Consider the following 26,592-nt stretch of genomic DNA (forward strand, 5'->3'; position numbering starts at 1 on the left):
ATAAGGCCTTAAAGTAGTCAAAAAAACTCCCGCATTCACCGTGGGACTATCAACGCCAAATAGTTGGGGACGCTACAGCTTGGTATCGGTTTTGCCGTCACCCTCGGTGGTGTTGTCACGCAATACTTACAGTGGCAGGATCTTTTCTTTATCTTGTTTATTCATGGCGCGCTCGCCTATTTATCAACGTTCTTATTCGATGAAACATTGCAAGAAAAGTACTCATTGCATCCGATAACCATTGCCCAAAGATACGCCCATGCACTTAAAAATCATCGTTTACGTCATTACGCTTTAATTATTGGCTTATGTTCAACAGTATCTTATGGCTACGCGGCAGCGGCACCAATGATCGCGCAACACATGCTGCATTTGACACCTAGCGAGTATGGCTACTGGAATTTAATCGCCCTAGCTGGCACACTGATCAGCGGCTTAACCGCACCACGCATTCTGCATCGATTTGATGCCAATAAGATTATTATGTTTGCCATTGCTATTATTTTTATTGGCGCAATATCGCTTTATCTTAGCGTAGCACTTAACACTGGGGCATTAGTGTTCTTTGTTATTTGCGCAGTATTGTATTATTTCAGCGGACTCTTGTTTCCCTGTGCGACACTATTTGCTTCATCTGCCATTAGTGATAAGGCATCTGCTTCGTCAATGATGAGTTTTATGAATATGGGTTCAGCAATGCTAGCAGTCATTATTATGGGTTATTTACCTGGAAACAGCGCACTGCAATTTAGTCTGATACTTATTGCATTCATCGCTATCAATATAATTTCAGGGATTTTTCTAAAAAGATATAATCAATCTTGATGGTGGGTCGTGCAGGATTCGAACCTGCGACCAATTGGTTAAAAGCCAACTGCTCTACCAACTGAGCTAACGACCCGACGAGGAGCTATTATAACGGCTAAACCCCTTATTGCAAGGGCTTTTTTCAATTAATTCTAGCGTTTCTTATATGTACTCTTTTCATAATCAGAAATGAGCTTTTTAGATATGAAAAAACCTGCAGATGCAGGTTTTGATAGTGTAGTGATAAAAGTTATAGATTAAGCTTCCGCTACTTCTTCAACTTCTACTTGTGGACGATCAACTAGCTCGATAAATGCCATAGGTGCTTTATCACCAAAGCGGAAACCACACTTAAGTACGCGGGTATAACCACCTGGACGAGCTTCATAACGTGGTCCGATTTCTTCAAATAGCTTCTTAACCGCTTCTTTATTACGTAGGTAATTAAAAGCTTGACGTCTTAAAGCTACTACTTGACCTTTGAACTCATTATTGTCGTAATCAGTTGTTGATTTGCGCAGCTCAACTTCACGCTTTGCAAGCGTAATTAAAGGCTCAATAAAACCTCTTAACTCTTTTGCTTTAGGCAAAGTTGTTTTGATCAGTTCATGCTTTAACAATGAAGCTGACATGTTTCTAAACATCGCTTTGCGATGGCTGCTTGTTCTATTAAACTTACGACCACTCTTACGATGACGCATAGTAATTTCCTTCTAGTTAAAATTATATATTACTTACTAAGCTGCTCTGGCGGCCAGTTGTCAATTCTGACACCTAAAGAAAGGCCTCTTTCAGCTAACACAGCTTTTATTTCATTCAAAGACTTACGCCCCAAATTTGGAATGCGCATTAAGTCTGATTCAGGAAATTGTACTAAATCACCCAAATAACGAATATTCTGAGCTTTTAGACAGTTCGCTGATCTTACTGTTAATTCTAAGTCTTCAACAGGTCTAAGCAATAAAGGATCGATTTCAGGGGCATCTTGTGCAGACTTACGACCTAATGGTGCTTTTAAATCTACAAACACAGCGATCTGCTCATAAAAATAAGTCATCGCTAATTCAATTGCCACCTCAGGCTTAATCGTACCTTTAGTACGCATATAAATTTCTAATTTCTCGCTATTATCATCTAAAGCTGAAACGGTAAAAGAAACATCTAAAACAGGATTATAAGCCGCATCTAGCGGAATATAGCCAACCAACAATTCTTCAACTGCTGCTTGTGTATAAACCGTTGATGGCACAAATCCACGACCCTTGGTCACTTTTAGCGACATATTAAGCTTGCCACCTTCATTCAAGTTAGCAATCACATAATTTGGATCTGATACTTTAACATTACCACTGACTTCAAGATCTTTCGCTAACAGCTTTGAAGGACCTGCTTTGGTGATTGTCAAATACGCTTCTTCTGTTTCATCTTGTAAACTAATAGCCAACTTTTTTAGATTAAGCAGAATTTCTACAACATCTTCTTGTACACCTTCGACGGTGCAATATTCATGTAAAGCGCCTTCAATTTGCGCTTCTGTTACTGCAGAGCCAGGTATAGAAGATAATAAAATTCTTCTGAGAGCATTTCCCATTACATGACCAAAACCAACAGCTAATGGCTCAACAACCACTTTAAAGTGGTTATGTTTAACCTCAGTAACACTGCCAATTTGTGGTTTGTAAGCTTCAGTTGGACAAGTATGCATTAACTGCTCTCCGTTTATTTATTATTTAGAGTACAATTCGACAATCAACTGCTCATTGATATCAGCAGATAATTCAGCACGCTCTGGCTTAGACTTAAAAGCACCTTCAAGCTTTGTTTCGTCTACTTCAATCCAAGATAAAGTACCGCGCTGCTTAGAAAGCTCTAATGCACTTTGGATACGCAATTGCTTCTTAGATTTTTCACGAACGGCAACAACGTCACCTGCTTGTAAAGCATATGAAGGGATATTACATGCCTTGCCATTAACCAAAATGCCTTTGTGCGTCACTAACTGACGTGCTTCTGCACGTGTTGAACCAAAGCCCATACGGAAAACAACATTGTCCAAACGACCTTCTAAAAGCTCTAAAAGATTTGCACCTGTATTGCCTTTGCGTCTTGCTGCTTCAACATAATAACGCTTAAATTGATTCTCAAGCACACCATAAATACGGCGCACTTTCTGCTTTTCACGCAATTGTAAACCATAGTCAGATAGGCGCGCTCTTTTTGCACCGTGTTGACCAGGCTGCGTGTTAATTTTACATTTTTCTTCGATTGATCTTACACCGCTTTTTAGCTGAAGATCAGTACCTTCTCTACGAGAAAGCTTACACTTAGGTCCTAAGTATCTAGCCATTTTACTTACCTTAAAATCTTATACACGACGTTTTTTCGGAGGACGGCAACCGTTATGCGGTAACGGTGTTACATCCGTAATGCTCGTCACTTTGAAGCCTTTTGCATTTAAAGCGCGTACCGCAGACTCGCGACCAGGTCCTGGACCTTTCACCAAAACATCTACGTTTTTCACACCATACTCAAGCGCAACATCACCTGCTCTTTCAGCGGCAACCTGTGCTGCAAAAGGTGTACTCTTACGAGAACCTCTAAAACCACTACCGCCAGAAGTCGCCCAAGACAACGCATTACCTTGACGATCCGTAATAGTGATAATCGTGTTGTTAAAAGAAGCGTGGATATGCGCAATCGCATCCGGAACGCTCTTCTTGATTTTCTTCTTAGGCTTTACAGCTTTTGCCATAAGTTTGATTCCTATTTGTTATAATTGTACTTATGCCCTAATTGGCTTTCTTGGTCCTTTACGCGTACGAGCATTCGTCTTAGTACGCTGACCTCTTACAGGAAGATTACGGCGATGTCTACGACCACGATAAGTACCTAGATCCATTAAACGCTTAATGTTCATTGATACTTCACGACGAAGATCACCTTCCACTGTAAATTTGGCAACTTCACTTCTCAATAACTCGATCTGCTCTTCTGTCAAGTCTTTGATTTTGTTGCTTGATTCAATGTTACACGCAGCACATATTTTAATTGCGCGTGGACGCCCAATACCATAAATCGCTGTTAAGGCAACATCAGCATGCTTATGATCAGGAACGTTAATCCCAGCTATACGAGCCATTTACAATACTCCATTTACTTTATTAATATCTTAAAATTATTAGTTAATTTGGCACGGCGGACGAATATAACGCTTTTTTTATGAAAAAGCAAGCCGCCATGCTTAATTATTAACCTTGACGCTGTTTGTGTCTTGGATCACTACAGATCACACGAACCACACGATTACGTTTGATCACTTTACAGTTTCTACACATCTTCTTCACAGAAGCTCTGACTTTCATCTGATTACCTCATTCTTGTTAAAATTATAATTTACCGTAATTACTCAAATTGGCTTTCTTCAACAGTGAGTCATACTGAGTTGACATCATATGTGATTGCACTTGCGCCATGAAATCCATGATCACAACCACGACGATCAATAGTGATGTTCCACCAAATGTAAACGACAACCCATGACCAAAAAAGTTCATGATGAAAATTGGCATTAAACAAATTGCGGTAATATAGATCGAACCAATAAGTGTTAACTTACTCATGACCGAGTCAATATATTTTGCTGTTTGTTCACCAGGCCTAACCCCAGTAATAAAAGCACCAGAACGCTTGAGATTATCTGCTGTTTCTTTCGGGTTGAAAACAAGCGCCGTATAGAAGAAACAAAAGAAAATAATCGCTGCTGCAAAAATCAATGTATACAGCAAGCTACCTGGTTGAAGCGCTTCACCAATTTCAGCCAACCATCCTAATGACGGTGAAGATGCAAACCAATTAGAAAGCATCCCAGGAACCATCAAAATAGATGATGCGAAAATAGGCGGAATCACACCCGCCATATTTAGTTTTAATGGTAAATGACTTGTTTGTGGCGCCATCATCTTACGACCTTGCTGACGTTTAGCATAGTTAACCGTAATACGACGTTGAGCACGTTCGACAAAAACAACAAAAGCAACAACCGCTAGTAAGATAACTAGCAACACCCAAACCGTGAGATATGAAATTGCACCTTGATTGGCTTGTGAAATCGTTGTGCTAATTTCAAATGGCAGGTTAGCAACAATACCAGAGAAGATTAGTAATGAGATACCATTACCAATACCACGCTCAGTCATTTGCTCACCCAACCACATCAAAAACATACTACCTGTTGTCATTGAGATAATTGCGGCAAAATAAAACAAAAATCTTGAGTCAATATCCACGAGTCCAGGCTGATTGAACGTATAAACTGCGATACCAAATGATTGCACTAACGCGAGCGCCAAAGTTGCATATCTTGTGTATTGCGTTATTTTCTTCTGCCCTGATTCCCCTTCTTTTTTGAGCTCCATCAGCTTTGGTGAAACCGCGCTCATCATCTGGAAAATAATCGACGCTGAAATATAAGGCATAACACCTAACGCGAAGATACTTAACTTTTCAAGTGCGCCACCTGAGAACATGTTAAACATGCTCAAAAGCCCGTTTCCACCAGCGTATTGCGCTGACATTAACTTGCTCAACTGATCAGCATCAATGTATGGGATTGGGATATAGACACCTAGTCTAAAGACAATAATGCCTAATAAGACAAAAAGAAGGCGTTGTCTTAATTCTTTAAGTCCGCCACCTTTTTTAAGATTTTGTGTTGCCATAGCAATATTACTCTACCTTACCACCAGCAGATTCAATAGCTGCCTTTGCACCTTTTGTGCAATGCAAACCATTAATAGTAACTGGTTTATTGATTTCACCACTTGCAATAATACGCGCTTCAAGCATATCTTTACGTATAAGACCTGACTGCTTTAACACATCCAAAGTCACTACATCTGCTTCAATTACATTTAGTTCATGCAATCTGATTTCAGCAACATATCTTGCTTTTTGTGAAGTAAAACCAAATTTAGGTAGTCTTCTTTGTAAAGGCATTTGACCGCCTTCAAAACCAACTTTATGGTAACCACCAGAGCGTGCTTTTTGACCTTTGTGACCACGACCAGAAGTCTTACCAAGACCACTACCGATACCACGTCCAAGGCGTTTTGCAGCAGGCTTTGAGCCTGGCGCTGGAGAAATTGTATTTAATCTCATTGAAATTACCCCTCTATCTTCACCATGTAGTTGATCTTGTTTGCCATACCACGATTAGCAGGCGTATCAATCACTTCTACACTTTGGCGAATTTTACGTAAACCTAGACCGCTTGCACACGCTTTGTGTGACGCTTGGCGACCAATTAGGCTTTTCGTCAACGTTACTTTAAAAGTCTTATTATCAGTCATCGTACTTACCCTTGAATTGCTTCAACGCTTAAGCCACGCTTCTCTGCAATCTCCTCAGGAGATTTAAGGCTGCTTAAACCATTGATAGTTGCACGAACAACGTTGATTGGGTTAGTGGAACCATAAGTCTTAGCTAATACGTTATGAACACCTACCACTTCAAATACCGCACGCATCGCACCACCGGCAATAATACCTGTACCTTGAGATGCTGGCTGCATGAATACTTTAGACGCGCCATGGTTAGCGGTTGTTGGATACCATAAAGTATCACCATTTAAGTTAACCGTTTCCATATTGCGACGTGCGTTTTCCATTGCTTTTTGGATTGCCACAGGTACTTCACGAGATTTACCTCTACCAATGCCGACTCGGCCATTTCCATCACCAACAACAACTAAAGCAGCAAAGCTCATGATTCTGCCGCCTTTAACTGTTTTGGCATGTCTTTTTACGCTGACTAACTTCTCGATCAAGCCGTCAGTTTTTTGCATATTATCTGCCATTATCAGTCGCCTTTAATTAAAATTTCAAACCATTTTCTCTAGCTGAATCAGCTAGCGCTTTTACGCGACCGTGATATCTAAAGCCTGAACGGTCGAAAGCAACCTGCTCAATGCCTTTTTCAACAGCGCGCTGTGCAATTACCTTACCAACAACTGTGGCTGCAGCAACGTTCCCAGTGTAAGAACAATCGCCTTTCACAGCTTGTTCAAGTGTTGAAGCTTGCGCTAAAACTTGATTACCATCGCCAGAAATAATTTGAGCATACATATGCTTAGGTGTTCTATGTATGCATAAACGAACTTGATTTAGCTCTTTGAGCTTAATGCGTGTACGTTTTGCACGACGTAAACGAGCAATTTTCTTATTCATATTCTACTCACTTATTTTTTCTTAGCTTCTTTGGTGATTACTCTTTCATCCGCATAACGAACACCTTTGCCTTTATAAGCTTCAGGTTGACGATAAGCACGGATATCTGCTGCAACTTTACCAAGTAGCTCTTTGTTCGCACTCTTCAAAACAATTTCAGTTTGTGAAGGTGTCTCAGCTGTCACACCTTGCGGCAACGCATGATCAACTGGATGAGAAAAGCCAAGCGTTAAGTTTACGCTGCTACCTTGCGCTTTAGCACGGTAACCAACACCTACCAACTGCAACTTTTTCTCAAAGCCCTGACTAACACCAACGACCATGTTGTTAATCACTGAGCGCGCAGTGCCTGATTGCATAACTGCAGTTTTAGACTCATCATTTGGTTTAATGTTGATAATCTTATCTGCAATTTCAATCGTCACTGCATTATTAATTTTTTTAACTAGTTCGCCTTTGGCACCCTTAACGGTAACAAGGTTATCATTTGCTACTGTAACTGTAACACCGCTAGGAATAGCAACAGGCTTTTTACCAACTCTAGACATTAAAAATCTCCTGTTTTATGCTACGTAGCAAATTACTTCACCACCAACACCTTCTGAACGCGCTTTTCTGTCGCTCATCAGACCTTTAGAAGTTGAAATCACAGCCACACCAAAGCCACCGTAAACTTTAGGAAGTTCAGCTGCTGTCTTGTAAATACGAAGACCAGGGCGACTTACACGCTTAAGCATTTCGATTACAGGTTGACCCTGATGATACTTAAGCTCAACACTAAGCGTACCATTACTTTCTTCAGAAACACCAACGCTCTTGATAAAACCTTCTTCAACAAGAAGTTCAGCAATTGCTTTTTTCTTCTTTGATAAAGGCATAGAAACCGTTGTCTTATGTGCAGACAGACCGTTTCTAATTCTTGTTAGCATATCTGCAATAGGATCTTGCATACTCATAAAATTTAATCCTTCTATTACCAGCTAGCTTTTTTCAAGCCAGGAACATCACCAACCATTGCGTGCTCACGCAACTTATTACGGCACAAACCGAACTTCTTGTAAACAGCATGCGGTCTACCAGTAATACGGCAGCGTGCTTGTAAACGTGAAGAAGATGAATTCACTGGAAGCTTTTGCAATTTAATTTGCGCATCCCACTTCTCATCATCAGTGGCATCTGGACTTAGAATAATTGCTTTAAGCTCAGCTCTTTTTTGAGCATATTTAGCAACTAATCTTTGTCGTTTTAATTCTCTTTGGACCATTCCAACTTTTGCCATTGTAAGGTTACTCCTTAAGATTTCAGCGGGAAGTTAAACGCTGTCAATAGCGCTCTACCGTGTTCATTACTCTTAGCTGTTGTCGTAATCGTGATATCTAAACCACGGATACTATCAACTTTGTCGTAATCAATTTCTGGAAAAGCGATTTGCTCGCGCATACCCATACTGTAATTACCGCGACCATCAAATGATTTAGGGTTTAAACCACGGAAATCGCGGACACGAGGGATTGCAATCGATACCAAGCGATCTAAGAACTCATACATACGTTCGCCACGCAAAGTTACCTTTGCGCCAATTGGCCAACCATCACGAATCTTAAAGCCAGCGATAGATTTTCTTGTTTTAGTAATCACAGCTTTTTGACCTGCAATTGCTTCTAAGTCTCTTACCGCGTGCTCTAACGCTTTTTTATCTTTTGCAGCTTCACCAACACCCATATTAAGCGTGATTTTAGTAATGCGTGGAATCTCCATCACATTAGCTACACCTAGCTCATCTTTAAGCTGTGGAACTACTTTTTCTTGATAGAAAGCTTTTAGCCTTGCCATATTTTACTACCTATAGATCTACTAATTCGCCATTTGATTTAAAATAGCGAACTTTTTTATTACCATCTTCTACAAATTTAACGCCAACACGATCAGCTTTCTTTGTAGCAGGGTTATATAAAGCAACATTAGATGCGTGAATAGATGCTTCTTTCTCGATAATGCCACCCTCAACCCCTTTATTTGGGTTAGGCTTTACATGTTTCTTGACAAGATTAACACCTTCCACCACTACACGGTTCTCTTCAGAAAGCACAGTGACTATTGTTCCTCTACGACCTTTGTCTTTACCAGCGATAATTACAACGTCATCGCCTTTCTTCAGTCTATTCATTCTCTGTTATACTCCAACTTATAACACTTCAGGGGCAAGTGAAACAATCTTCATAAATTGTTCACTACGTAGCTCACGTGTCACAGGACCGAATATACGCGTACCAATAGGTTGGTTGTTGTTATTCAAAAGAACAACAGCATTACCATCAAAGCGCAAAACAGAACCGTCGCGACGGCGAACACCTTTCGCTGTTCTAACCACAACTGCACTGTGTACACTTCCTTTTTTTACCTTACCGCGTGGGTTCGCTTCTTTAACAGTCACTTTAATCACATCACCAACACTTGCGTATCTGCGATGAGAACCACCCAACACCTTGATACATTCTACCCTACGAGCGCCACTATTATCAGCAACTTGAAGTTCAGTTTGCATCTGAATCATTTTTATACCTCACTTACGTCAATTTCTAAATAGTGGCGTCAAAAGCCGCACTATTATAACAACAAAAATCAAAATTGCAATTTGACAATTTGCGCAAAGAATAAGCGCTTTACACAAACTGTTTATCATTACATTTTTATTATTTTGCACGCTCTACGATTGAAACCAAACGCCACTTTTTAGTTTTTGAGTAAGGTCTTGTTTCAGTGATCTCAACCGTATCACCTTCGTTGCACTCGTTTGTTTCGTCATGCGCATGGTATTTAGTCGATTTAGTTACGAACTTACCATATAGCGGATGCTTAACCTTACGATCCACAACGACAGTGATCGTTTTATCCATCTTATCGCTAGTTACTTTACCAAGTAACGTTCTTATTTTATCACTCATCTTTAGTTACCCACTTTTTGTTTTTCAGACAAAATCGTATTAATGCGAGCAATATCACGACGAATGTTTTTAAACATATGATTTTTTGTTAATTGCCCAGTTCCTTTTTGCATACGCAAGTTGAACTGCTCTTTTAACAAATCAATCTTATGCGCTTTCAACTCTTCAGCTGATTTTGCTTTTAATTCTTTTATTTTTTCACTAGCTTTCATTACATCACCGTTTTTTCTGCGAATGTAGTTGCAAAAGGAAGCTTAGCTGCAGCACGCGCAAAGGCGGCTCTAGCCATTTCTTCACTCACACCTTGGATTTCATAAAGCATCTTACCTGGCTTGATTTGCGCCACCCAGTATTCAACATTACCTTTACCTTTACCCATACGAACTTCTAATGGTTTTTCAGTAATTGGCTTATCTGGGAAAACACGAATCCAAACTTTACCACCACGACGGACATGGCGGTTAATCGCACGACGCCCTGCTTCGATTTGACGAGCTGTCATACGACCACGAGCAGTCGCTTGCAAACCATACTCACCAAAACTGACTTTATTGCCACGCAAAGCAAGACCACGGTTACGCAATTTTTGCTGTTTACGGAATTTAGTACGCTTAGGCTGTAACATTATTTAGCCCCTCTTCTTTTTGCTTTCTTTGGTGCTTTATCTTCAGTCGATGCATCAACTTTACGCTCTTGACCTGGAAGAACTTCACCTTTGAATATCCATACTTTAACACCTAGGATACCGTAAGTTGTTAAAGCTTCAGATGTTGCATAATCAATATCAGCACGGAACGTATGAAGTGGAATACGACCTTCTTTTGCCCATTCAGTACGCGCGATCTCCGCACCACCCAAACGACCAGCAATCGATACCTTAATACCTTCAGCACCCATTTTCATAGCGGTTTGAATCGCACGCTTCATAGCGCGGCGGAACATAACACGCTTTTCTAGTTGTTGAGCAATACCATCAGCCACTAATTGAGCATCTAGCTCAGGCTTACGAATTTCTTCGATATTAACCTGAACAGGCACGCCCATTTTGCTAGTTAATTCATTGCGCAACACTTCAACGTCTTCACCTTTCTTACCAATTACGATACCAGGACGCGCAGTGAAAATAGTCACTTTAGCATTTTGCGCTGGACGCTCGATCTTGATCTTACTTACTGAAGCATTGGCTAGTTTTTTATGAAGATAGTTACGCACTTCGATATCGGAGTTTAACTTATCTGCATAATCTTTTGCATCTGCATACCATACTGAACGCCAGTCTTTAATAAAACCTAGGCGTATACCGGTAGGATGAACCTTCTGACCCATTTAGTGCCCCTTAATTCTTTTCTGCCACTTTCACAGTAACGTGAGAAGTGCGTTTTAAAATACGATTACCACGACCTTTAGCGCGAGCTTCAAAACGCTTCATGGTTGAACCTTCATCAACGTGTACTGTAGAAACATACAGTTCATCAATATCCAACCCATCGTTATGCTCAGCGTTAGCGATAGCCGACGTTAAGACACCTTTGATCAATTCAGCAGCTTTTTTATTGCTAAAAGAAAGAAGGTTTAACGCTCTTTCAACTGGCAAACCACGGATTTGGTCAGCGACCAAACGTGCTTTTTGAGCTGAAATTCGCGCATGTTTTAATTTAGCTTGAACTTCCATTGAAAACCTCAATTATTTTTTCTTAGCTTTTTTATCTGCTGCATGACCACGGTAGTTACGTGTCACAGCAAACTCGCCTAACTTGTGCCCAATCATGTTTTCAGTTACAAGAACTGGAACATGCTGATGACCATTATGCACAGCGATTGTTAAACCAATCATATCTGGCACAATCATTGATCTTCTAGACCAAGTTTTGATTGGCTTTTTTGAATTAGACTCTTGCGCATCAAACACTTTCTTTAATAGGTGATGATCTACAAAAGGTCCTTTCTTTAATGAACGAGCCACAGTATTCTCCCTTTAATTATTTACGTCTTTGTACAATTAGCTTGTTAGAACGCTTATTTGTACGTGTCTTCTTACCTTTAGTTTTCACACCCCAAGGCGTTACAGGATGACGGCCACCAGAAGTACGACCTTCACCACCACCATGCGGGTGATCAACTGGGTTCATCGCAACACCACGTACAGTAGGACGAATACCACGCCAACGATTAGCACCTGCTTTACCGATTGATCTTAAGTTATGCTCAGAATTAGAAACAGTTCCAATCACCGCGCGACAACCCAATAATACTTTGCGCATCTCACCTGAACGCAAGCGCACGATCGCATAAGCATTATCTTTACCAACAACTTGAACTGAAGTTCCAGCAGAACGCGCCATTTGCGCACCTTTGCCAGGCTTTAACTCAACGTTATGAACAACCGTACCAAGCGGGATGTTACGAATTGGCATACAGTTACCCGGCTTGATTGAGACATGCTCGCCAGAAATAACTTCCATACCAGCCGTTAAGCCTTTTGGTGCAATCATGTATCTTCTTTCACCATCTTTGTACAACAATAATGCGATATTTGCTGTACGATTTGGATCATACTCGATACGTTCAACTTTAGCAGGAATACCATCTTTAACACGCTTAAAGTCAATAACACGGTAGTTTTGCTTGTGACCGCCACCTTGATGACGAACAGTAATACGACCTTGGTTGTTACGACCTGCGTTTTTAGACTTACTCTCAACTAATCCAGCAAAAGGTCTACCTTTGTGAAGCTCAGGGTTTTGGATCTGAACAACAAAGCGACGACCAGGAGAGGTTGGTTTTGCTTTAACTATTTTCATTATCTATCCTCACCGCTAACTTATTCAGCACCAATAAAATTGATGTCATGACCTTCTTGAAGTCTAATATAGGCTTTCTTCCAGTCTTTAGTTCTACCTTCAATACGACCAAAACGGCGCGCTTTACCTTTAACGTTGACAGTTTTTACATCTTCAACTTGTACTTCAAAAAGCATCTCAACTGCTTTTTTAATTTCTTTTTTAGTTGCATCCGTAGCGACTTTGAAAACAACATAAGAAGCACGCTCAGCGACCTCATATGCTTTGTTTGTCACATGCGGGCTTAGCAACACCTTAAGCAATCTTTCTTGATTCATACTAAACGCTCCTCAACTTGCTTAACTGCTTCTTGAGTCATAATTACTTTGTCAAAGCACATTAACGCAACAGGATTGATTTCATGCGAATCAACAACAGCTACATTCTTAATGTTTCTTGAAGCAAGGTATAGCTCTTCAGTAAACTCTTCAGGGCTTACAACAATCAAAGCTTCTCTGACATCTAACTGCTTTAACAACTGGACGAATTCTTTTGTTTTTGGCGTTTCAAGCTTAAAGCCTTCAACCGCTAGCAGACGATCACTTCTTAACAGCTCAGACAAAATAGACTGAATTGCTGCACGATACATTTTGCGGTTAACTTTTTGCTCATAGCTACGAGGCTTAGCAGCAAATGTAACACCACCTTTACGCCAGATTGGAGAACGAATAGTACCAGCACGCGCACGCCCTGTTCCTTTTTGTCTCCAAGGCTTAGCACCACCACCTGATACTTCAGAGCGTGTTTTCTGTGCTTTTGTACCTTGACGCGCGCCAGCCATATAAGCCACAACGACCTGATGAACCAACGCTTCGTTATAGTCTTTAGAGAATACACTATCTGCCACATTCAGCACGCCAGTGTTTTCACCAGCCAATGTTTTAATATTTAAATCCACGTGCAATTCCCCTCTTAAGCTTTAACTTTGATAGCAGGTGTTACGACAACATCACCGCCTGTTGCGCCAGGAATGCCGCCTTTTAGTAACAACAAACCGTTTTCAACATCTACTTTAACAACTTCAAGAGTTTGCATAGTGGTTTGAACATTACCCATATGACCTGCCATTTTCTTATTCTTGAAAACGCGCCCTGGGGTTTGGTTTTGACCTGTTGAACCATGCACACGATGAGACAGGGAATTACCATGCGTTGCATCTTGCGTTCTAAAATTATGACGCTTAACACCACCTTGGAAACCTTTACCTTTAGAAGTACCTGTTACATCTACTTTTTGACCAGCTTCAAACATAGAAACATCAACTGTTTTACCAGCTTCATATTCTGCAATTTGTTCTGCACTTAGACGAAACTCCCATAAACCACGGCCTGGTTCAACATTTGCCTTAGCAAAATGACCAGCTTCCGCTTTGTTTAGACGAGAGCGCTTTTTAAGACCTGTTGTTACCTGAATAGAGCTATATCCATCTGTATCATTAGTTTTTACTTGTGTAACCGTGTTTGGCTCCACGTGAATAACCGTTACAGGGATAGATGTTCCATCTTCAGTAAAGACACGAGTCATGCCGCATTTGCGACCTACGATACCTAAAGACATCTTTTATCCTCATTTTATTATTATTTACTTCCGCGATTACAATTGACCACGAAACACTTATTTTTACTGCTCACACAGCTTTAACCAAAACGCCACCTTTATTTATTAAGGCGATACTGCTTTGGCAATTTTTCACAGCTTTCACTGTAAAATCTTTCACTTACCCAAGGACAAGCTCCTTTAACTCACCTCCAAAACCCCGTTTGAAGATAACTTAAAACAACTCGCAAAAAAGACGCTAAAAACCGTCTAAAATCAGCATTTTCCACCTCTTCAGCGCGCACCAAAGCCGCCTGAGCCTAGGAAAATAGTAGCGCATTCTAACGCATACTGGTTTAAACATCAACAGCGTGATTGCAATTAGTTTGTTAACCGAATTGAATCAAATTAAAAATCATCAAAATGAGACTGCACAGCTGACTTCAACATAGGCTACAGAACCCTTAGTTCGGTCTGGCACGCTAACTTGAACTATAAGAATCCTTAGTTCGGTTTAGCGCCTTAACTCGAACTATAGAAATCCTTAGTCAAGTTTGAGGCGTTAACTCTGACTATAAAATTCCTTAGTCAAGTTTGAAGCGCTAACTCTGACTATAAAATTCCTTAGTTAAATTTAGAACCTCAAGTTTTACCATAGATCATTAAATACCTATCAAAAACAAAAAGTTTATTACGCTCATAACCTGTAATTTCTTTTAGCACACCTCTTTTTTGAAATTCATGCACCAAAGAATTTGCTGTTGGCTTAATCACTCCCAGATGGTGCTTGACAATGACAAAGCTCAATAGCTATAACCACCATTCATCACCTCAACAATTTCATCCAAAAGCATCGATGCGACAAACCCATGCATTCCATGCTTTGCGACATGGTTTTCAGCGGCAACCCCTTGTAGTAATAACGCAAATAGCGCTGACGATTGCATACACTTTATTTGTGCTGCCAAGCCAGCAATGACGCCCGTGAATATATCACCTGATCCTGCGGTAGCGAGAATATTCGCACCATATGGGTTTAAGTACATTGTGTTATTACTGTAAAGCAAACTGCCGCAACCTTTGAGCAAGACAGATAGATTGTATTTTTCTGCCAACTCCTTTGTTATTTGAACTCGATGCTCACGAATATATTCGACTTCAATACCAAGCAGCCTTGAGGCTTCGCCCTCATGTGGCGTGATGAGTCGCTGAAAAGTAAAGTCACATTGCTTGAGACTCTTTAAAAAATCCAAAGCCCCAGCGTCTATTACCATTGGTTTATCAACAAGCAAAATACTTGGCAAAATATTCTTTGACCACGGCTGATTAATCGACATGCCACAGCCCGCGGCAATTACATCAAACTGATCTGCTTGCTTTAAAAACGCCTCCGCTGAATGCAATTTATGACACATGATTTCAGGATATGCAGCGCTTAATGCATCACAATTATTTTGCGGATGAGTAAAAAGACTAACGCGCCCTGCGCCAACTTTTAACGCTGCATAGGCAGACATTACTGCCGCACCGAACATTCCCTTATCGCCAGCAATCATCGCCACATGACCTTTATCACTTTTATTAATCGTTTTAGCTCGCGGTAATAAATTCAAATAATCTGGCAAACCCTTTTTATCCAGAAGCTTAGCCTGAGACTTTTCAGCAAGCTCAAATTTAAAATTTCCCCAATCAACAAGTGGGGCGAACACCATCTCACCTACATAGTCAGGCGCCGCTGCAGTATATAACCCTAGCTTTTTGCAGATAAAACTCACTGTTTTATTGGCAACAATCGCCACTTTAAATACCTTGCCAGTCGTGGCACAAATACCTGATGGAACATCAACGCTTAAGGTGTTTTTACTGTGATTATTCATCGTATTTATGACTGACGCAAAGAGACCCTCAACATTGCGATTGACACCGGTACCTAAAATCGCATCAACCACTACATCCGCCTGTGATATTGAGATAATAAACGACTCATTAACAACGTCTAATTTCGTAACAACAACACCGACTGACTGCGCATGCTTAAGCATATACTGACTATCTTGGGAAAGGCTCTCCGGCGCCGAACATAAAAAGACCTCCACGCTCAACCCCGCCATATGACAAAGGGCGGCAATCATCAAGCCATCACCTGCGTTATTGCCAACACCACATACGACAGCAACCTTTTTATAATTGCCTTTTTGGATTTCAGCAAAACAAGCAAATGCTGCTTTTGACATTAGATCAAGGCTGCCAACTCCCAGTTGACCAATAATGAACTGATCGATTTTTTGCGATTGTTCGGCATTGTAAAGCTCAGATTCAAAAGGTAAAATTTGACTCATTGCTGTTTATCCTTATTTTTGCCTTCAGCCTGTTTACTCAATGTAAACTCCATAGTAATAATGAAAACTCAATAACCCCTCACCCGCATGAGTTCATGCTACGCGATCTCCCCCACAAAAGGTGAGGTAAAAAAGGCTCAACTTATTTGTTTAGCTACATACTATACCTATCACTTCAGCTAAAGCATACTAAAAAGCCGATAAATCCCGACACTTTACTTTTAATTTTCAATCAAATCGTTAATATGTTTTCACCCCCTAGATAACCCTCTAACATATATGGCAATTCACAAAATCAAAGGTTATGTTATTTTCGTTGTGGTGCTAAGCGCCTTTTTACTATTCTACAAGTATATTATGCAGGTTTTCCCAGGCCTTATCGCTAATGACATCATGTCTTCTTTTCGCATCTCTCCAGCTGAAGCAGGATCATTGGTCGCAATCACTTTTTGGACCATTGTTATTACCCAACTATTCTCAGGTGTTATTTTAGATAAATTTGGTTTTCGCATTATTAGCTCACTCTCCCTAGTAAGCTCGGCAATAGGATTGCTTGTATTTATTTATGGCGCTAATCATGGCGATCTTTGGTTGGGATATCTTGGGCGCATTTTAATAGGTGTTGGTATCTCTTTTGCGACCGTTAGCTATATTAAAGCCGTATCCGTGTGGTTCTCACCACGCCGCTTTGCGTTTGTTTCAAGTTTTTTAGCAACTGCAGCAATGCTAGGAGCAATCATTGGACAAGCCCCATTATCTTATTTAATTTCACATACCGGCTCATGGCAAAAAGCATTGGTAATTTGCGCTTTCGCAGGTCTTGTTGGCGCTTTTTTGTACTTCCTAATTGTACGTGATCACAATCCTAAGCAAAAAGAGATTTCGACCAAAGATAGTAGTCTTGAATGGGCATCGATCAAAACGGTACTTTTCAATCGTAACAATTGGCTACTGACCTTTTATTCAGGCTTAAGCTTTACGGCGATTGATGCCTTTGCCGGTCTTTGGGGGAACAATTATTTCCGTGAACAATATGGTGTATCAACCGAGCATGCTGCGGGTATGATTTCAATGATTTTCCTTGGCATGGCAATTGGCTCTCCGGTTATCGGCAAGCTATCAGAATACTATAATACTAAGCGTTTAATGCTTTGTTTTCATGTTATTGCCACCATAAGCCTTGCCATTGTTCTCACTATGAAAACTACGCCACTGACTGCCTCTATCTGCTTATTTATTTTTGGTTTTTCATTAGGTATATATATGCTGAGCTTCGCTATCGGTCGGCGCATTAACCCTATCGTTGTAACTGCCACTGTTGCCGCATTGATCAATACCGGTGAGCCAATCTTTGGTGCTATCTTTGACCCATTGATCGGCTATTTCCTTGAACTAACGTGGCAAGGCAATTATATCAACAGTGCTGGGCAAATTGTGCATTACGCGCAGGGTTTGGCACCCGCTAATGCAGTTAAACACTTTGATGTTTCCTCTTACCATATGGCGTTCTCTATTTTAACACTCAGCATGATTCTCTCTTTTGTCTTATTATGTTTTGTTAAAGATAATAGCGAAGAGCAAAGTGATGATGTTTAATAAAAACATTTTCTAAGAGGCTATTTCTGCTATGATGATGCGCATTGCCACAATATTTACCGATGCAATGAAGCAAACAATTAAAGCAAGTCACCTTTTTTGGATTTTTTTTATAAGCTATGTATTTTTATGGACACTAGCTCCTTCGTTAATGCGCTTTGTCACACCCATGGATGCAACAGAAGGGGCAATGTGGGCACATACCTTACAATGGGGGTATCCGCGTGACCCTTGGCTAAATGCGCTATTAACCAAAATCGCACTCATTATTAGTGGCAATCAAGATTGGAGTATTTATCTATTTTCACAGTTAATGGCACTTATTGCTTTTTGGTCGGTATGGCGCTTAGGAAAATTAATTTTTAAAAACGACTATCTTGCTTTATTTGCGGTAATTATTTTAGTTGCCATCCAATATTACAACCTTGCGATTATTGATTTCAATGACAACGCCTGTGAACTTGGACTTTGGCCGTTAATGGCTTTGTATTTTTATCGTAGTGCGACAACAAATCGCTTAAAACATTGGCTGCTGCTTGGCGTCATTGCGGGGCTTGCAATGATGGCAAAGTACTACACCGCCGTGCCCTTAGTTACCATGTTGTTATTTATCATTTTTGAGAAATCATTACATCGCCATTTAGTCAATTGGAAACTTTATTTAAGCTTGATTATTTTAATTATCATCTGCATTCCCCATATCGTCTGGCTTATAAATTATGGCTTTATCACCATTCATTATTCAATGGATAAAGTCGATAGTCATATGCACGAGAGCATTCTGCAAAAACATTTTGGTTATGCGCTACACTTCTTCCTTGCCCAACTAGGCACATTCATGGGTGCAGTTGCTTTGTTTTTATTCGGGTTTATTGGCAAATCAAAAGGCAAAAAAACACTCAACACCAAAACGGCTATCAGCTTATTTGATGCCAAATTTTTATTCTTTGTTGGGTTTTGTCCAACATTAATTACACTATTGATCTCAATTATTGGTGGTTGGAATATCCACACGATGTGGGGCATCCCATTATTGAGCTTGTGGGGATTAATTTTAGTCGCATTAACAAAGCCTATTTTAACCACGAGCAAACTGAAACGCCTTATCGCCATGGCTAGCTTTATTACTATTTTATTGCTTGTCGGCTACAGTATTTCATTGTCACGCAGCAAAACCAGTAGCGCCAATTACCCTGCGCGCGAAATCGCGCAAATCGTTACCAATGAATGGCATCAACGTTATAATACTAAGCTTCAATATATCGCGGGCTTTAACAAGCCGATCAGCTATATTACACGCTATTCAACAGATCATCCCATGGCGCTTATCGCTTTTAATCCAGCGCTTAATCCAGCACTTGATATGCATGATTTACGCCAGAAAGGTGCCGTGTTTATTCTTGTGCCACAGATGGAAGGAACTTCCAAGTTTCCGCAAGAAGTATTAGCACAATTTCCTGATTTAGTCATCACGCCTTATCAGGAAACCCCTTGGAAACGTGCCAAACCTGATCAACAGCCGATGCGCTTTCAAATCGCCTTTTTACCACCGAAAGCTTAGTGAGAAATTATGAGTTTACATGAAAACTACCTAAGCTATATTAAAGGACATCACTACAGCGAGGATCCATTGCAATTACAGGCAATCGACCTTCTACAACAAGTTATTGATCAGCTAGATAACAAAGTCATAAAAGCTAAGTCATGGCGTTTATTTAAAAAAAAACCTGACCCTATTAAAGGCCTATACATGTGGGGTGGCGTTGGTCGCGGTAAAACCTTTATTATGGATTTGTTTTATGATGCGTTAAATACGCAGAAAAAAACACGCTTGCACTTTAATCACTTCATGCAGCAGGTACATCAATCATTGCGTAGCTTTCAAGGTCAAAAAAATCCTTTACAAATGGTTGCTCACAATATTGCAGATCAATATAGCATTATTTGCTTTGATGAATTCTTTGTCGAAGACATTGCTGATGCAATGATTCTTGGCAATCTTTTTACTCAATTGTTTGCGCTTGGTGTCACCCTTGTTGCAACATCCAACATCCCGCCAGAGCGTCTTTATCAAGGCGGATTGCAACGTGAGCTTTTCCTTCCTGCAATCGACTGCCTTATCAAGCATGTCACCGTTCTTAACCTTGATTCAGGTACTGATTATAGACAGCTAGCACAAGCGCGCAATCAAAACTACTTCTACCCACTTCCACAAGCCACACTTGATCTTGCCAATCGCTTTAAACAAAATGCATCAACTCACGTTATGTATGATACTGATATCATCCTTGAAGATCGTCTTGTGAAAGTCAAAGCCGTTGATGAAAATGCTATTTGGTTTGATTTTTCTAGTATTTGCGGTGATGGTCGCGGAGTCAGTGATTACATTGCTCTTGCCAAGCGTTTTGATATGATTTATATCAGTGATATGCCGATATTAACGATAAAAGATGAAAGTGAAACCAGACGCTTTATCGCCATGATTGATGAGTTTTATGATGAAGATAAACACGTTATTATCGCAGCGGATACTGATTTTAATGATATTTATCAAGGTGAAAAACTTAAATTTGAGTTTGAACGCACTAAAAGCCGATTACATGAGATGCAACAGTAAGAAACTAAACCACTTCTTTCGTTTGTAACACTTGATTGTAAAGCATATCTTTGACACGGCGACGCTGCTTTTTAAGGTTTGTTAACTCATTATCTGTTACCGCTTATTGATTAGCTTCAATCCTAAATATTTCCTTATCAAGCGCTTCATATTCATCGAATAACTTATTAAAATGATTATCCGTTTCTTTTAAATTATGGATTATTTCCGCATGCTCAGGAAACTCTTTAACTAGTGGGTGATGCTCTAACATTATTGACTCCTACATTTACGATTAATACTACACATTCCAATCTGAGTCTAACAATCATAAAACCAGGCGTCATGCGCGTTTACAGCAAAAAACTTCGATAGATACTAAAAAAATGATCTATGTCATCTTTTATATATTTTTTAGGGGCAAAAATAGGCGGTGCTCCTCCGAGTGAAACACCCTGAAACCAAACTGCTGATAGAAAGATACTGTTTTTTTATCAATTGCATCAACAATCATGGCGTAGACAGCGATTTGCTCACTCACGCCAAGTGTGCGCTTAATCGCATCGACTAAGAGCATTTTACCAACACCTAAGCCTTGTGCATCTTCACTGACCGCCAAACGCCCAATTAAAGCGCAAGGGATTGGGTGACGTGGCAATTTACGCGCCACTTCCTCAGGTAAAGCACTTACATCTACTGACAATGTGGAAAGTGTATAATAGCCAACAATAGTCGCTATATCTTCTTTAGATGTTGCAACAAACGTACGCGCAATATTGCGCCGATCATCTTGAGTTGCTTGCTTTTGAATATAATGGTCCAATACCTCAACCCCACAGCAAAAATGGGAACGATTGTGAATACTACCATCCAGGGTTGAAATAACTATGTTTGAATAGCTTATCATTTACTATCAACACGCACATTATGCTCATCAAATGCTTGAAGCAACTTATCATTAAACTGTACTGGTTGCGATAACGCTGTTAGAAAAGCCATTGCATCACCCTGATCTAATTGCATCACTTCATGCGCATGAATCGTTTTTTCAGCCTGTCTTAATGCGCAATGTAAGATAAAGCTGCTTACACTTTTGCCCTCAAAACTTGCGGCGCGTTCGAGAACTGTTTTTGCCATATTATTCAATCTCAAATTAATACGTTCTTGTTTAAGATTCATTGTCTCGCTTCGCATTTTGAACTCCACATACTTTCAACACAACCTAAGTGTACGTCAAAAAGGCACCAAAATCAAAACAAGGTTATCATATATACCGCCCATAGCGTAAATCACAAAAAAAATGCAAATCACAATTGACAGCCTTTAAAAACTTCTGGTAGTTTAAGTTCAAGTTACTAATTTTTTCGTGAAGTCATTATGCTTAAATACGCTTGTTACAAACGAATGATGATGCCCAACCTAGGCACTGTTGTCGAGGTTGGGTTTAAATCGTTTGCTTAAGCGCGAACAAGCGATTTAAATGCCAATTCCAGTGCCTAGGATCCCAAGGCACTGGCTCTTTGCCAGCGACCCCAAGCGCAAAAATAGCTTAAAGAGGTTCAAAATGGCAAATCAATTTACAAATGAGCAACACTTCAACACGCAATGCATTCATTCAGGCATCCAAGCAGATCCAAATAATGGCGCGTTATTAACACCTATTTTCCAAACAACAACCTACTTACAAGAAAGTGTAGGCAATCACAAAGGTCACACTTACAGCCGTTCATCTAATCCTACAGTTAGCGTATTAGAAGATAAACTTGCCAAGCTTGAAAAAGCACCTAGTAGCGCATGCTTTGCTACAGGCATGGCTGCCATTAGCGCGCTTGCCTGCACTTTACTCAAAGCAGGTGACCATGTCGTCTGCTCAGATGTTGTCTATGGTGGCACCGTGCGTTTATTTAATGAAGTGCTTAAAAAGTTTGGTGTTGATGTGAGCTATGTTGACAGCAGTAACCCACAAAATGTCAAACATGCAATTACTAACAACACGCAATTAATCTTGATTGAAACGCCAGCCAATCCAACGCTTAAATTAACTGACATCAAAGCAATCGCTGATATTGCTAAGGCACATAATATTCTGCTTGCAGTGGATAATACTTTCTTGACAGCAGCACTGCAAAAGCCACTTGATCTGGATGCGGATATTAGTATCTACTCGACCACAAAATACATTGACGGACACAACGCGACTGTTGGTGGTGCATTAATTGCAAAAGATGAAGCAATTAATGAGCGCTTTCGCTATACCCGTAACTGCTTAGGATCAATTCAAAAGCCGTTTGAGGCATGGCTTATTTTACAAGGCATCAAGACATTGCCGCTTCGTTTGAAACAACATTCTGACAATGCCTTAGCAGTCGCGCGTTTTCTAGCAACACACGAGGCCGTCAAGAACGTTTACTACCCTGGCTTAAATAGCTTTCCACAGCACGCACTGGCTGAAAAGCAGCACCTAGGCGCACACGGTGGAATGCTTGCCTTTGAGCTTAAAGGTGATATTCAAAATGGGATAAGCTTTATTAATTCTGTTAAACTTTGTGCATTGGCTGAGAACCTTGGTGCGATTGAAACATTAATCACCCATCCAGCGACGATGACACATGGTCCAATTGCCGCAGATGAACGTAAACGCCTAGGCATTCATGACGGTTTAATTCGATTATCTGTTGGCTTAGAAGATCCATTTGATATCATTCAAGATCTAGATCAAGCATTAACCGCTGCCACTGAACAACAAAATAAACAAAAGGTATCTTAATCATGACACAATATCGCTGTAGTAGTTTTCAAGCCGAAGTGATTGTGCTTAAGTTTGGCAGCTCAATCCTTGAATCTTTTGATCACTTCAAAGATGCTGCTGTTGAAGTAAAGCGCTTTGTTGATAAAGGATATAAAGTCATTGCCGTTGTCTCTGCTATTGGTAATACCACTGATACTTTAGAAAATCAAAGTGCATTGGATTTAAGTAACAATCAAACAATCGCTAAAGCCCGTGCTTTATTACTTTCCACTGGTGAGCTACAATCCGTCGCCTATCTCACACAAACACTACTACAGCACGGTATCCAAAGTAATTTCATCACCCGTCCCATTGTTGCTGAAGGCGATTATGCTAATGCCACACCACTTTGCATCAATCAATCATTATTTCATGCGCTATTGAATACACAACAAGCCATCGTTGTACCTGGCTTCATTGCCGAGAATAAAGACAATGAACCTTGCCTTTTAGGGCGCGGCGGTTCAGATCTAAGCGCGCTTTTTATTGCGCATCAATTACAGGCCAAGCGCTGTATTTTGCTTAAAGATGTCGATGGTGTTTATCATTTGGATCCCAATAAATTTAAAGAAGCTATTCGCTACGAGACACTTACGTATGACTGCGCGAAAGAAAAAGCAACGCAAGTCATTCAGCCGCAAGCGATCACTTGGGCTAAAGCGCATTGTCTGACATTTCAAATTGGTAAACTCAATGGCAATAATTACACAACCGTTGGCACCTTAGAAACAAAGCAGGTAGCTCAAACGCTGAGTCAAGCTAAAATTTACGAGGTTGCATAATATGGATCAGTGGACTCGCCTTATTCATCCAAATATTAACAATAACGACCCTCATCACGCCAATAGTTTACCTATCTATCAAACGGCTACGTTCGCCCAAGATGACGCTGAGCATCCTGATAACACCTATGATTATTCAAGAAGTGGTAATCCGACACGAACGTACGTTGAAGCTTACATTGCCAAGCTTGAAAATGCGCAATATGGTCTGGCATTTAGTAGTGGTATGGCAGCCATTAGTTGTGTGCTGCAACTATTAAACGCAGGCGATCATATCATTATTGGTACGGATATTTATGGTGGTACACACCGCATTATTCACAAAGTATTAACGCGTTTTAATATTCAATGCACACAGGTTGACTTCAATGATGAGCAAGCACTAAAACAAGCATTAACGGCGAATACTAAGTTGGTATTGTTAGAAACACCAACTAACCCACTACAACAAATCACTGATATCAACGCCTTAAGATTAAAGCTACCACAAGAGATTATTCTTGCCGTCGACAATACTTTGTTATCACCGTGGCTACAAAAACCACTGGATCTTGGTGCTGATATTGTGATTCATTCAGCGACTAAGCATTTAGCAGGACACAGCGATGTTTCTGCAGGTATTGTTGTCACTAATCATGAACATTTAGCACAAGCGCTTAAATTCTTACAAAATGCTAATGGTAATGCACTTGACCCTATGCAAGCATGGCTTTTATTAAGAGGAGTCAAAACACTTGGTTTACGTATCGAACGGCAGCAACAAAGCGCGCTTAAAATTGCACAATTTCTAGAGAACCATCCCAAAGTGACTACAGTTTACTACGCAGGACTGCCAACACATTGTGGATTTAATATTATGCAGGCTCAAACAACAGGCGCTGGTTCGGTATTGAGCTTTACCACTGAATCATTTGAACTATCTAAACACATTGTTAATCAGACACAACTTTTTACTATCTCAGTAAGCTTCGGCAGTTTAATGAGTCTTATTAGCTTGCCTTGTCAGATGTCACATGCCGCAATTGATAGTAGCAATCGCAATATTCCAGAAAGTCTTATTCGACTATCCATTGGCATCGAAGACCCTGATGATTTGATTGCCGATCTTGAGAAAGCCTTAAACCATGAAATAACAACGTCTTTTACGAGTGAACACCATGCCTAATCACAGCCATATTAGTTTTGAACTATTCCCATCCAAAGCTCATCTTGACAATGGCAAGCTTTACCAAGCCATTGATGAAATAAAGCCTCATGCACCTAAATACGTATCCGTCACTTTTGGCGCTGGCGGTTCCGAATCTTACGCTAATTCGTTAATACTTATTCGCTATTTACGTCAACAACATATTGACGTTGTGCCACACATCACCTGCTTTCATCTTGATAAGCAAGCGATTTGTAATCTTTTGCAAGCGTATATTAAGCTTGGCATTAATCGCCTTGTTGTTGTTCGTGGGGATCTACCACAAAATATCCAAAAACAAACGAATGTAAGCTTTAATTATGCTTACCAATTGATTGATTATATTCGTCAAATCAGTGGTGAGCAGTTTGATATTACGATTGCAGCATATCCTGAGTTCTACCCCAGCTCCAAGACCTTACAAGAAGATATCGATAATCTAAAACAAAAGGTTAATGCAGGTGCAAATCATGCCATTACGCAATATTTTTATAGTATTGATGCTTTCTATCATTTCTTACAAATGTGTCATGATCACCAAATCAATATTCCAATTACAGCAGGGATTATGCCCATTGCCAATTATCAAGGGCTAAAACGCTTCTCACAAATTTGTCATGCTGATATTCCACAGTGGCTTGATAAACGTCTTGCCGCTTATGCACATGACTCTGTTGCATTGCAAGACTTTGCCAGTGATGTTGTCGCTAAACTGTGTGATGACTTAATTAATCTTGGTGTACATGGGCTTCATTTCTATACACTAAATCAAATGTCCGCAACCAATGCCGTGATTGCTAAAAGTTCTAAAATACAAAGCATCTTGGAGCAACAAAAAAACCAAAGGAATCAACAAGCTCTAGCATTTACAGCAGTTTCTCATTCGACATCTCATTAATCACTCAGCTTTACAGCCACAGGCGTTCGACGTACCATAAGCACAAATCAATGAG

General features: G+C 40.2%; 39 protein-coding genes and 1 tRNA gene. 8 read left to right on the forward strand and 32 right to left on the reverse strand.

Annotated elements, in window-relative coordinates:
- Nucleotides 1-63 precede the first annotated feature (63 nt).
- Nucleotides 64-825, forward strand: coding sequence for an MFS transporter (locus ACTS4L_RS07820; RefSeq protein WP_440616897.1), 762 nt, complete (start codon nt 64-66; stop codon nt 823-825).
- Here ACTS4L_RS07820 and ACTS4L_RS07825 read toward each other — a convergent pair.
- The 29 genes from ACTS4L_RS07825 to ACTS4L_RS07965 all read right to left on the reverse strand — a co-directional run bounded on the left by ACTS4L_RS07825 (nt 826) and on the right by ACTS4L_RS07965 (nt 16,691).
- A tRNA-Lys gene (locus ACTS4L_RS07825) sits at nt 826-901 on the reverse strand.
- Between the two features lie 163 nt (nt 902-1,064).
- A complete protein-coding gene (rplQ, locus tag ACTS4L_RS07830; protein ID WP_440616895.1) occupies nt 1,065-1,508 on the reverse strand; it encodes a 50S ribosomal protein L17 in 444 nt (147 codons plus the stop codon).
- Nucleotides 1,509-1,537: 29 nt separating this feature from the next.
- Nucleotides 1,538-2,512: a DNA-directed RNA polymerase subunit alpha gene (locus ACTS4L_RS07835; RefSeq protein WP_440616894.1), complete on the reverse strand. Its 975-nt coding sequence runs from the start codon at nt 2,510-2,512 to the stop codon at nt 1,538-1,540.
- Between the two features lie 21 nt (nt 2,513-2,533).
- On the reverse strand, nt 2,534-3,154 hold the full coding sequence (rpsD, locus tag ACTS4L_RS07840; RefSeq protein WP_440616893.1) for a 30S ribosomal protein S4: 621 nt from the start codon (nt 3,152-3,154) through the stop codon (nt 2,534-2,536).
- Between the two features lie 18 nt (nt 3,155-3,172).
- Nucleotides 3,173-3,559, reverse strand: a complete 387-nt coding sequence (rpsK, locus tag ACTS4L_RS07845) for a 30S ribosomal protein S11 (protein ID WP_117001392.1) — start codon at nt 3,557-3,559, stop codon at nt 3,173-3,175.
- Nucleotides 3,560-3,589: 30 nt separating this feature from the next.
- Nucleotides 3,590-3,946, reverse strand: a complete 357-nt coding sequence (rpsM, locus tag ACTS4L_RS07850) for a 30S ribosomal protein S13 (RefSeq protein ID WP_440616891.1) — start codon at nt 3,944-3,946, stop codon at nt 3,590-3,592.
- A gap of 109 nt (nt 3,947-4,055) precedes the next feature.
- A complete protein-coding gene (gene rpmJ / locus ACTS4L_RS07855; RefSeq protein ID WP_440616890.1) occupies nt 4,056-4,169 on the reverse strand; it encodes a 50S ribosomal protein L36 in 114 nt (37 codons plus the stop codon).
- Nucleotides 4,170-4,193: 24 nt separating this feature from the next.
- Entirely contained in the window at nt 4,194-5,525 is a 1,332-nt protein-coding gene (secY, locus tag ACTS4L_RS07860; protein ID WP_440616889.1) for a preprotein translocase subunit SecY, read from the reverse strand.
- 7 nt (nt 5,526-5,532) lie between these two features.
- Nucleotides 5,533-5,964, reverse strand: a complete 432-nt coding sequence (gene rplO / locus ACTS4L_RS07865) for a 50S ribosomal protein L15 (protein ID WP_440616887.1) — start codon at nt 5,962-5,964, stop codon at nt 5,533-5,535.
- A gap of 5 nt (nt 5,965-5,969) precedes the next feature.
- Nucleotides 5,970-6,155 carry a 50S ribosomal protein L30 gene (rpmD, locus tag ACTS4L_RS07870; protein ID WP_117001396.1) on the reverse strand — a complete coding sequence of 62 codons (186 nt, stop codon included), beginning with the start codon at nt 6,153-6,155 and terminating at the stop codon, nt 5,970-5,972.
- 5 nt (nt 6,156-6,160) lie between these two features.
- Nucleotides 6,161-6,661, reverse strand: a complete 501-nt coding sequence (gene rpsE / locus ACTS4L_RS07875) for a 30S ribosomal protein S5 (protein WP_192484755.1) — start codon at nt 6,659-6,661, stop codon at nt 6,161-6,163.
- 16 nt (nt 6,662-6,677) lie between these two features.
- A complete protein-coding gene (gene rplR, locus ACTS4L_RS07880; protein WP_192484756.1) occupies nt 6,678-7,031 on the reverse strand; it encodes a 50S ribosomal protein L18 in 354 nt (117 codons plus the stop codon).
- Nucleotides 7,032-7,042: 11 nt separating this feature from the next.
- Complete coding sequence (gene rplF, locus ACTS4L_RS07885) at nt 7,043-7,579, reverse strand: 50S ribosomal protein L6 (protein ID WP_440616885.1); 537 nt, start codon at nt 7,577-7,579, stop codon at nt 7,043-7,045.
- Between the two features lie 15 nt (nt 7,580-7,594).
- On the reverse strand, nt 7,595-7,987 hold the full coding sequence (gene rpsH / locus ACTS4L_RS07890) for a 30S ribosomal protein S8 (protein ID WP_440616883.1): 393 nt from the start codon (nt 7,985-7,987) through the stop codon (nt 7,595-7,597).
- Between the two features lie 17 nt (nt 7,988-8,004).
- The gene (rpsN, locus tag ACTS4L_RS07895) at nt 8,005-8,310 is read right to left on the reverse strand and encodes a 30S ribosomal protein S14 (RefSeq protein WP_440616882.1); all 306 of its coding nucleotides are present in this window, start codon (nt 8,308-8,310) and stop codon (nt 8,005-8,007) included.
- A 14-nt stretch (nt 8,311-8,324) separates the two neighbouring features.
- Nucleotides 8,325-8,864 (reverse strand): 50S ribosomal protein L5, encoded by a 540-nt coding sequence (gene rplE / locus ACTS4L_RS07900; protein WP_440616880.1) that lies wholly within the window; start codon nt 8,862-8,864, stop codon nt 8,325-8,327.
- Between the two features lie 10 nt (nt 8,865-8,874).
- Nucleotides 8,875-9,198, reverse strand: coding sequence for a 50S ribosomal protein L24 (gene rplX / locus ACTS4L_RS07905; RefSeq protein WP_117001403.1), 324 nt, complete (start codon nt 9,196-9,198; stop codon nt 8,875-8,877).
- An 18-nt stretch (nt 9,199-9,216) separates the two neighbouring features.
- Nucleotides 9,217-9,585 (reverse strand): 50S ribosomal protein L14, encoded by a 369-nt coding sequence (gene rplN, locus ACTS4L_RS07910; RefSeq protein WP_192484761.1) that lies wholly within the window; start codon nt 9,583-9,585, stop codon nt 9,217-9,219.
- Nucleotides 9,586-9,724: 139 nt separating this feature from the next.
- Nucleotides 9,725-9,976: a 30S ribosomal protein S17 gene (rpsQ, locus tag ACTS4L_RS07915; RefSeq protein ID WP_192484762.1), complete on the reverse strand. Its 252-nt coding sequence runs from the start codon at nt 9,974-9,976 to the stop codon at nt 9,725-9,727.
- A 2-nt stretch (nt 9,977-9,978) separates the two neighbouring features.
- A complete protein-coding gene (gene rpmC / locus ACTS4L_RS07920) occupies nt 9,979-10,188 on the reverse strand; it encodes a 50S ribosomal protein L29 (RefSeq protein ID WP_440616878.1) in 210 nt (69 codons plus the stop codon).
- Entirely contained in the window at nt 10,188-10,601 is a 414-nt protein-coding gene (gene rplP / locus ACTS4L_RS07925) for a 50S ribosomal protein L16 (RefSeq protein ID WP_440616876.1), read from the reverse strand. The genes rpmC and rplP overlap by 1 nt, the downstream gene beginning before the upstream one ends.
- On the reverse strand, nt 10,601-11,302 hold the full coding sequence (gene rpsC, locus ACTS4L_RS07930) for a 30S ribosomal protein S3 (RefSeq protein WP_440616875.1): 702 nt from the start codon (nt 11,300-11,302) through the stop codon (nt 10,601-10,603). Before rpsC ends, rplP begins: the two co-directional genes overlap by 1 nt.
- A gap of 10 nt (nt 11,303-11,312) precedes the next feature.
- Nucleotides 11,313-11,648, reverse strand: a complete 336-nt coding sequence (rplV, locus tag ACTS4L_RS07935) for a 50S ribosomal protein L22 (protein WP_119328266.1) — start codon at nt 11,646-11,648, stop codon at nt 11,313-11,315.
- 12 nt (nt 11,649-11,660) lie between these two features.
- A complete protein-coding gene (gene rpsS / locus ACTS4L_RS07940) occupies nt 11,661-11,939 on the reverse strand; it encodes a 30S ribosomal protein S19 (RefSeq protein WP_117001410.1) in 279 nt (92 codons plus the stop codon).
- Nucleotides 11,940-11,955: 16 nt separating this feature from the next.
- Nucleotides 11,956-12,780, reverse strand: coding sequence for a 50S ribosomal protein L2 (rplB, locus tag ACTS4L_RS07945; RefSeq protein WP_440616898.1), 825 nt, complete (start codon nt 12,778-12,780; stop codon nt 11,956-11,958).
- A 17-nt stretch (nt 12,781-12,797) separates the two neighbouring features.
- On the reverse strand, nt 12,798-13,094 hold the full coding sequence (rplW, locus tag ACTS4L_RS07950; protein WP_440616874.1) for a 50S ribosomal protein L23: 297 nt from the start codon (nt 13,092-13,094) through the stop codon (nt 12,798-12,800).
- Complete coding sequence (gene rplD, locus ACTS4L_RS07955; RefSeq protein WP_440616872.1) at nt 13,091-13,714, reverse strand: 50S ribosomal protein L4; 624 nt, start codon at nt 13,712-13,714, stop codon at nt 13,091-13,093. Before rplD ends, rplW begins: the two co-directional genes overlap by 4 nt.
- A gap of 14 nt (nt 13,715-13,728) precedes the next feature.
- A complete protein-coding gene (gene rplC, locus ACTS4L_RS07960; RefSeq protein ID WP_440616871.1) occupies nt 13,729-14,373 on the reverse strand; it encodes a 50S ribosomal protein L3 in 645 nt (214 codons plus the stop codon).
- A 782-nt stretch (nt 14,374-15,155) separates the two neighbouring features.
- On the reverse strand, nt 15,156-16,691 hold the full coding sequence (locus tag ACTS4L_RS07965; protein ID WP_440616870.1) for an NAD(P)H-hydrate dehydratase: 1,536 nt from the start codon (nt 16,689-16,691) through the stop codon (nt 15,156-15,158).
- Between the two features lie 279 nt (nt 16,692-16,970).
- On the opposite strand from ACTS4L_RS07965, the gene ACTS4L_RS07970 reads away from it, so the two are divergent.
- The 3 genes from ACTS4L_RS07970 to zapE all read left to right on the forward strand — a co-directional run bounded on the left by ACTS4L_RS07970 (nt 16,971) and on the right by zapE (nt 20,904).
- On the forward strand, nt 16,971-18,287 hold the full coding sequence (locus ACTS4L_RS07970; protein WP_440616869.1) for an MFS transporter: 1,317 nt from the start codon (nt 16,971-16,973) through the stop codon (nt 18,285-18,287).
- Nucleotides 18,288-18,354: 67 nt separating this feature from the next.
- Nucleotides 18,355-19,848, forward strand: coding sequence for a glycosyltransferase family 39 protein (locus tag ACTS4L_RS07975; RefSeq protein WP_440651919.1), 1,494 nt, complete (start codon nt 18,355-18,357; stop codon nt 19,846-19,848).
- 9 nt (nt 19,849-19,857) lie between these two features.
- Entirely contained in the window at nt 19,858-20,904 is a 1,047-nt protein-coding gene (zapE, locus tag ACTS4L_RS07980) for a cell division protein ZapE (protein ID WP_440616865.1), read from the forward strand.
- 103 nt (nt 20,905-21,007) lie between these two features.
- Here the strand turns inward: zapE and ACTS4L_RS07985 are convergent, their stop codons facing one another.
- From ACTS4L_RS07985 to ACTS4L_RS07995, 3 genes are all read right to left on the reverse strand, one after another.
- A complete protein-coding gene (locus tag ACTS4L_RS07985) occupies nt 21,008-21,157 on the reverse strand; it encodes a YdcH family protein (protein WP_440616863.1) in 150 nt (49 codons plus the stop codon).
- A 129-nt stretch (nt 21,158-21,286) separates the two neighbouring features.
- Nucleotides 21,287-21,706, reverse strand: a complete 420-nt coding sequence (locus tag ACTS4L_RS07990) for a GNAT family N-acetyltransferase (RefSeq protein ID WP_440616861.1) — start codon at nt 21,704-21,706, stop codon at nt 21,287-21,289.
- Between the two features lie 80 nt (nt 21,707-21,786).
- Entirely contained in the window at nt 21,787-22,077 is a 291-nt protein-coding gene (locus ACTS4L_RS07995) for a DUF1778 domain-containing protein (RefSeq protein ID WP_440616860.1), read from the reverse strand.
- A gap of 370 nt (nt 22,078-22,447) precedes the next feature.
- On the opposite strand from ACTS4L_RS07995, the gene ACTS4L_RS08000 reads away from it, so the two are divergent.
- The 4 genes from ACTS4L_RS08000 to ACTS4L_RS08015 are packed head-to-tail and all read left to right on the forward strand — an operon-like array spanning nt 22,448 to nt 26,537.
- Nucleotides 22,448-23,650: a trans-sulfuration enzyme family protein gene (locus ACTS4L_RS08000; protein ID WP_440616858.1), complete on the forward strand. Its 1,203-nt coding sequence runs from the start codon at nt 22,448-22,450 to the stop codon at nt 23,648-23,650.
- Between the two features lie 2 nt (nt 23,651-23,652).
- Nucleotides 23,653-24,453 (forward strand): amino acid kinase family protein, encoded by an 801-nt coding sequence (locus ACTS4L_RS08005; RefSeq protein ID WP_440616857.1) that lies wholly within the window; start codon nt 23,653-23,655, stop codon nt 24,451-24,453.
- A gap of 1 nt (nt 24,454) precedes the next feature.
- Nucleotides 24,455-25,618 (forward strand): trans-sulfuration enzyme family protein, encoded by a 1,164-nt coding sequence (locus ACTS4L_RS08010; protein ID WP_440616855.1) that lies wholly within the window; start codon nt 24,455-24,457, stop codon nt 25,616-25,618.
- Nucleotides 25,611-26,537 (forward strand): methylenetetrahydrofolate reductase, encoded by a 927-nt coding sequence (locus tag ACTS4L_RS08015; protein WP_440616854.1) that lies wholly within the window; start codon nt 25,611-25,613, stop codon nt 26,535-26,537. The genes ACTS4L_RS08010 and ACTS4L_RS08015 overlap by 8 nt, the downstream gene beginning before the upstream one ends.
- Nucleotides 26,538-26,592 lie beyond the last annotated feature (55 nt).

Source organism: Cysteiniphilum sp. 19S12-1, from assembly GCF_052030685.1.
Classification (GTDB): domain Bacteria; phylum Pseudomonadota; class Gammaproteobacteria; order Francisellales; family Francisellaceae; genus Caedibacter.

Bases quoted from the DNA above. Each gene is read 5' to 3' on its own strand.
- rpsM (WP_440616891.1), bottom strand. From the start codon at position 3,946: ATGGCTCGTATAGCTGGGATTAACGTTCCTGATCATAAGCATGCTGAT.
- rpsH (WP_440616883.1), bottom strand. From the start codon at position 7,987: ATGAGTATGCAAGATCCTATTGCAGATATGCTAACAAGAATTAGAAAC.
- rplE (WP_440616880.1), bottom strand. From the start codon at position 8,864: ATGGCAAGGCTAAAAGCTTTCTATCAAGAAAAAGTAGTTCCACAGCTT.
- rplR (WP_192484756.1), bottom strand. From the start codon at position 7,031: ATGAATAAGAAAATTGCTCGTTTACGTCGTGCAAAACGTACACGCATT.
- rpsE (WP_192484755.1), bottom strand. From the start codon at position 6,661: ATGGCAGATAATATGCAAAAAACTGACGGCTTGATCGAGAAGTTAGTC.
- rpmJ (WP_440616890.1), bottom strand. From the start codon at position 4,169: ATGAAAGTCAGAGCTTCTGTGAAGAAGATGTGTAGAAACTGTAAAGTG.
- rpsN (WP_440616882.1), bottom strand. From the start codon at position 8,310: ATGGCAAAAGTTGGAATGGTCCAAAGAGAATTAAAACGACAAAGATTA.
- ACTS4L_RS08015 (WP_440616854.1), top strand. From the start codon at position 25,611: ATGCCTAATCACAGCCATATTAGTTTTGAACTATTCCCATCCAAAGCT.
- ACTS4L_RS08000 (WP_440616858.1), top strand. From the start codon at position 22,448: ATGGCAAATCAATTTACAAATGAGCAACACTTCAACACGCAATGCATT.
- secY (WP_440616889.1), bottom strand. From the start codon at position 5,525: ATGGCAACACAAAATCTTAAAAAAGGTGGCGGACTTAAAGAATTAAGA.
- rpsK (WP_117001392.1), bottom strand. From the start codon at position 3,559: ATGGCAAAAGCTGTAAAGCCTAAGAAGAAAATCAAGAAGAGCGTTCCG.
- zapE (WP_440616865.1), top strand. From the start codon at position 19,858: ATGAGTTTACATGAAAACTACCTAAGCTATATTAAAGGACATCACTAC.
- rplV (WP_119328266.1), bottom strand. From the start codon at position 11,648: ATGGAAGTTCAAGCTAAATTAAAACATGCGCGAATTTCAGCTCAAAAA.
- rplX (WP_117001403.1), bottom strand. From the start codon at position 9,198: ATGAATAGACTGAAGAAAGGCGATGACGTTGTAATTATCGCTGGTAAA.
- ACTS4L_RS07965 (WP_440616870.1), bottom strand. From the start codon at position 16,691: ATGAGTCAAATTTTACCTTTTGAATCTGAGCTTTACAATGCCGAACAA.
- rplO (WP_440616887.1), bottom strand. From the start codon at position 5,964: ATGAGATTAAATACAATTTCTCCAGCGCCAGGCTCAAAGCCTGCTGCA.
- ACTS4L_RS08010 (WP_440616855.1), top strand. From the start codon at position 24,455: ATGGATCAGTGGACTCGCCTTATTCATCCAAATATTAACAATAACGAC.
- ACTS4L_RS07835 (WP_440616894.1), bottom strand. From the start codon at position 2,512: ATGCATACTTGTCCAACTGAAGCTTACAAACCACAAATTGGCAGTGTT.
- ACTS4L_RS07985 (WP_440616863.1), bottom strand. From the start codon at position 21,157: ATGTTAGAGCATCACCCACTAGTTAAAGAGTTTCCTGAGCATGCGGAA.
- ACTS4L_RS08005 (WP_440616857.1), top strand. From the start codon at position 23,653: ATGACACAATATCGCTGTAGTAGTTTTCAAGCCGAAGTGATTGTGCTT.
- rpsD (WP_440616893.1), bottom strand. From the start codon at position 3,154: ATGGCTAGATACTTAGGACCTAAGTGTAAGCTTTCTCGTAGAGAAGGT.
- ACTS4L_RS07995 (WP_440616860.1), bottom strand. From the start codon at position 22,077: ATGCGAAGCGAGACAATGAATCTTAAACAAGAACGTATTAATTTGAGA.
- rplW (WP_440616874.1), bottom strand. From the start codon at position 13,094: ATGAATCAAGAAAGATTGCTTAAGGTGTTGCTAAGCCCGCATGTGACA.
- rplP (WP_440616876.1), bottom strand. From the start codon at position 10,601: ATGTTACAGCCTAAGCGTACTAAATTCCGTAAACAGCAAAAATTGCGT.
- rpmC (WP_440616878.1), bottom strand. From the start codon at position 10,188: ATGAAAGCTAGTGAAAAAATAAAAGAATTAAAAGCAAAATCAGCTGAA.
- rplN (WP_192484761.1), bottom strand. From the start codon at position 9,585: ATGATTCAGATGCAAACTGAACTTCAAGTTGCTGATAATAGTGGCGCT.
- rpmD (WP_117001396.1), bottom strand. From the start codon at position 6,155: ATGACTGATAATAAGACTTTTAAAGTAACGTTGACGAAAAGCCTAATT.
- ACTS4L_RS07970 (WP_440616869.1), top strand. From the start codon at position 16,971: ATGGCAATTCACAAAATCAAAGGTTATGTTATTTTCGTTGTGGTGCTA.
- rpsC (WP_440616875.1), bottom strand. From the start codon at position 11,302: ATGGGTCAGAAGGTTCATCCTACCGGTATACGCCTAGGTTTTATTAAA.
- rpsQ (WP_192484762.1), bottom strand. From the start codon at position 9,976: ATGAGTGATAAAATAAGAACGTTACTTGGTAAAGTAACTAGCGATAAG.
- rplF (WP_440616885.1), bottom strand. From the start codon at position 7,579: ATGTCTAGAGTTGGTAAAAAGCCTGTTGCTATTCCTAGCGGTGTTACA.
- rplC (WP_440616871.1), bottom strand. From the start codon at position 14,373: ATGTCTTTAGGTATCGTAGGTCGCAAATGCGGCATGACTCGTGTCTTT.
- rplQ (WP_440616895.1), bottom strand. From the start codon at position 1,508: ATGCGTCATCGTAAGAGTGGTCGTAAGTTTAATAGAACAAGCAGCCAT.
- ACTS4L_RS07975 (WP_440651919.1), top strand. From the start codon at position 18,355: ATGAAGCAAACAATTAAAGCAAGTCACCTTTTTTGGATTTTTTTTATA.